This window comes from Streptomyces sp. NRRL F-5122 (assembly GCF_001507435.1).
Classification (GTDB): domain Bacteria; phylum Actinomycetota; class Actinomycetes; order Streptomycetales; family Streptomycetaceae; genus Streptomyces; species Streptomyces lannensis.
Genome location: NZ_LMWH01000039.1, coordinates 1 through 3,831 on the forward strand (window position 1 = coordinate 1; position 3,831 = coordinate 3,831).

Sequence of the window (3,831 nt, forward strand, 5' to 3'; positions counted from 1 at the left end):
TGGCCGCCACGAGAGACAACGTCGCACTCGCCGCAACCCCCAGACCGAGACCGACAGCCGACCGCGAACGACGACGCGTCGAAGACTTGCGATGATTCATGAAAATTTCCTCCTGCCATAAAGGCGGTAGAGCAGACGCCGGACAAGGCCAAGAGACCCACGACGCCTGCACCGAAAGTGACCTGCGTGAAGGTGAAGACAAGAGTGAGAGGGGTGACCACGGGGGCCGCGGGGGTGGGCAAATGCGGAGGGATGGAGGGCTGGGCGAGTGTCAGGGGGGTGGAAAGGTGCTGCTCACGGTAGGCAGCGGGGCCCAAGTGCTGCTTGCCGTCAGGGCCACCGAGCGGCGTCAGGTGCCGCCAGAACCCCGCGGCCCCGGCACCGATGGCGACGTTCCTGATGGTGAGGGTGAACGTGTGGGCGAGGTGGAGGCGGACGGTGAAGGTGAGGGTGAGCCGGTGGGAGGCGTGCCGGTCGCGGACGGGGTCGGGCTGCTCCCCGATGGATCCGGCGTGGGGTGGGTGCGCGTAGGAGACGCACTCGGCGTCCGGGAGACGGTGGCCGGACTTGATGAGGCTGGGGCGGCGCTGGAGGCAACGGGCGGGGTCACGGTTGCCGGCCGACCGGACGGTGGCACGGCGGGGCGGCGAGCCGGGTGCGAGGGGGCGGGGGAAGGGCCGGCCGTGGAGGTGGTCGGTGCAGGGTGCGGGGCGGGCACACCGGGCTGCAGCACCGGGGTCACGGGCGCGGCCGCCGGCAGCGGCTTCGGTGTCAGCCCCCGCACCCACGCCACCCCCAGCACCGCACCCACAGCCACCACCGCCCCCACCACAGCCAGCCGCATCACCGGTCGGCCCTCCGTGACCCGTAGGCCCGCCCGCCACACCCGCACCACGATCCGGCCCGCCAGATAACAACCACCCGCCATCGGACACAGCAGCATCAGTGTGCCGATCACACCCACCAGCCCCGCCCACACCTGCAGACCGGCGAACGCCTCGAGAGTGCCCGACACCTGCGCGGCCAGCGCCCGCCCGGCGGTCGCCACCAGCCGGGGAAGGTTCCACAACACATAGCCGACCTCGGCCAGCAGCAGCGGCACCATGACCGCCACCCACACCGTCACCACGATCCGCGCCGACCGCTTCAGCCCCAGCATCGCGGCCGCCTCCCGCCGCCGCCCCGGCAACAGGCCCATCAGGATCGGCTTGACCTTGCCGTACAGATCCGGCACGCCCGCCAGATCACCCAGAATGTAATAACCGTCCAGCCGCACCAATGGCATCAGCTGCTCCAGCACCTCGAAATGCGCGAGATACACCGCCGCCAAAAACAACGGCTGACCCGTCACGAGGTACAGGCCGGTCAACACCAGCATGAAAATGACGTTGAAATACACACCCCCCAAGCCCGTCCGTAGCCGGCCCGCCCTCCCCACCCGGTACACATCCGTGACATCCGTATACATCGACGGCCAGATCAAGAAAATCCCGCAACCGATCTTCCCCGGCACCGCCCCGCTGTAATGACAGGCCGACGCATGCCCGAACTCATGAAACACCAACGACGCCACAGTCAACCCAAACAGAATCAACATCCACAACGGCTGCTCCAACACCTGCAGCACCGCCGTGATCCCCCCATGCACCCCGAACAACCAGCCATCCATCACCACCGCCGCCACCAAAACCAACGACACGACCAGCGGTGAATGCAGCCACCCCAACACCCCAGCAATACGAGCGACCCACCGCTCACCGAAAACGACCCGGTGACCCTTCAACGCCAACAACAAATCCGACCGCGGAGCCGGCCCCCGGCCATCCCCACCGGGCGGGAGCGTCACCCCCATCGGAGTCAACTTCCGCTCCACCAAAAACACCACATCCTCGGCCGACACCTCCTGCCCATAACGGCCACTCACCCGATGCGAAATCGCCTCCGCATCCCGCACACCATCCACAGACCCCGCCACCAAATACAAAAGCCGCGACACCTGAATGACCTGCCCATCCCCCCTCCGCAGCAGAAACTTCCGCACCACAGAGCCCGACCCTTGATACTCCCCCAACAGCTCCAGGCCCTCGCACAACCGCGGAACCATCACCCCCGCACCCGACGACACGGCCTCAGACACACCGGAATCCGAAAGCACAGCAGCGCCCGAAGACACAAACGCGCTCAACGGCACAGCCGAAGGCACAGTGGAATGCGCGAATCCGGCAGGATGCGCAGGCACAGAATGGTGCGAGGGGCCGGCTGACTGCCCAGGAACGGCCTCACCCGGCGGCACGGTTGAGGGCACGTCAGAGTATGAGGGAGTGGCAGGGTGTGGGAGCATGCCGGCACCCTCCGGCATCGTCGAATCCGCGAGCCTCAACGCGTCCATCGCATACGCCGCATCCGCTCCCTGCACCGGGTACGCCGAAGGTGTCGGGTGCGTGGTGGACGCCGGGTGCGTGGAGTGCGCGTACGCCGAGGGCGCCGTGGGCGTCCTCGACACCTTGCGCGCCTCGGCCACTGGCGGTGCCGAGTACGTGGCCGCACCCGAGACACCGGCATCGACAGCGTCCTGGCGCACCGTCAACTGGTTCCAGATGTGGGCGGACTGACGGTGCCGCCCGCTGCGGCCACGGTTCCCATCGGACGCCGTCATTCACTACTCCAATACACAAACAGGGGAAGGCGATCCAGCCACCACCACGACCGTCCCTGGCCGACACGACCAACGAGGGCTGCCACGGCCGAGACGGCCGACGGGCTGTCGAAGCTGAACCGGCATAAGGGATAAGGACCGCGTCTGAGGGGTGCGGGCCCGGGCGGTGCACCGTACGTCACACGGCAACCGCATACAGCGAGCGACCACACGGCAGGCAGTGCGGGCGGCCTGGACAGGGAAGACAACGAAGGCACGGGGTGGCTGGGATGGCGTCAGACCTGAAGCCCATGCCGCTTCCGCGCGAAACATCCCATCCACAACCGGCACACCACACCGCATACGCCCTGCATCACACACACCGCAAACCAGACGTGGGACTCACGCCCTTTGGACGGGACCGGCTGCCGCGGTCGGCGGAGTCCAAGGCCACGTCCCGCAGTGGGCGGAGCGCAGGACCCACGCCCTCACAGCGGGCTGGATACAGGACCGCATTCGACAGTAAGTGAGCGGGACACGGGCCCAAGTCACACAACAGGTGAGACACGGGCCGGCGAGCCGCAACCGGCGGGGTGCAGGGCCGCGTTCCGCTGCACGAAGCGGCCCTGCACCACCAGCGGGCCTTACTGCCGCACGCTGATGGCCTGCGAAGCCTGGGACTGCGCGACCGCGTACGGCGAGCACGAGTTGACCGCCTCGGACTCGTTGTGCGCGTCCACGTGAGCGACCTTCTTCGTGATGTTCGTCATCTTGGTGAAGTTGAACGAGAACTTCCCCAGCGCCTCCCGCCCGGGCAGCAGCTCCGCGGTCTCGGCCTCAAGCTGGTCCATGTTCATGGAAGAAACACCTTTCATCCTGTCAAAGGAACGGTCGAACAGAACGGGCACCGAGCCCCAGGCGGCCGGAGAGCGAACCTCCGAACCGCCGCCCTGGGCCGCGTCCTGCACCTGCGGCGAGAGAGCCCGGCCGGCGGTGAACCACACCGACCAAACCTCCCGCACCGCAACAGCGTCCGAACGAGGGGGACCCACCGCCCCGCAGCCGGGTCATGCGGGAACCCGGCTGCGGAGCAGCGGAAACGGCGGACCCATTGCCACGAGGGCCAACAGGTCATGACCAAACCCCGCCGTCCAAACACTCCGAACAATTTGTCCGGAGGCCCTGGACGGTAGCCG

General features: G+C 67.4%; 3 protein-coding genes. 1 reads left to right on the top strand and 2 read right to left on the bottom strand.

What is annotated here, in order from left to right:
• Window positions 1-349: 349 nt before the first annotated feature.
• Window positions 350-2,137 (bottom strand): hypothetical protein, encoded by a 1,788-nt coding sequence (locus ADL25_RS47945; RefSeq protein WP_059126878.1) that lies wholly within the window; start codon window positions 2,135-2,137, stop codon window positions 350-352.
• 202 nt (window positions 2,138-2,339) lie between these two features.
• Here ADL25_RS47945 and ADL25_RS07565 point away from each other — a divergent pair, with 202 nt between their 5' ends.
• The gene (locus ADL25_RS07565; protein WP_059126879.1) at window positions 2,340-2,612 is read left to right on the top strand and encodes a hypothetical protein; all 273 of its coding nucleotides are present in this window, start codon (window positions 2,340-2,342) and stop codon (window positions 2,610-2,612) included.
• Window positions 2,613-3,279: 667 nt separating this feature from the next.
• Here the strand turns inward: ADL25_RS07565 and ADL25_RS07570 are convergent.
• Window positions 3,280-3,492 (bottom strand): hypothetical protein, encoded by a 213-nt coding sequence (locus ADL25_RS07570; protein WP_059126880.1) that lies wholly within the window; start codon window positions 3,490-3,492, stop codon window positions 3,280-3,282.
• Window positions 3,493-3,831 lie beyond the last annotated feature (339 nt).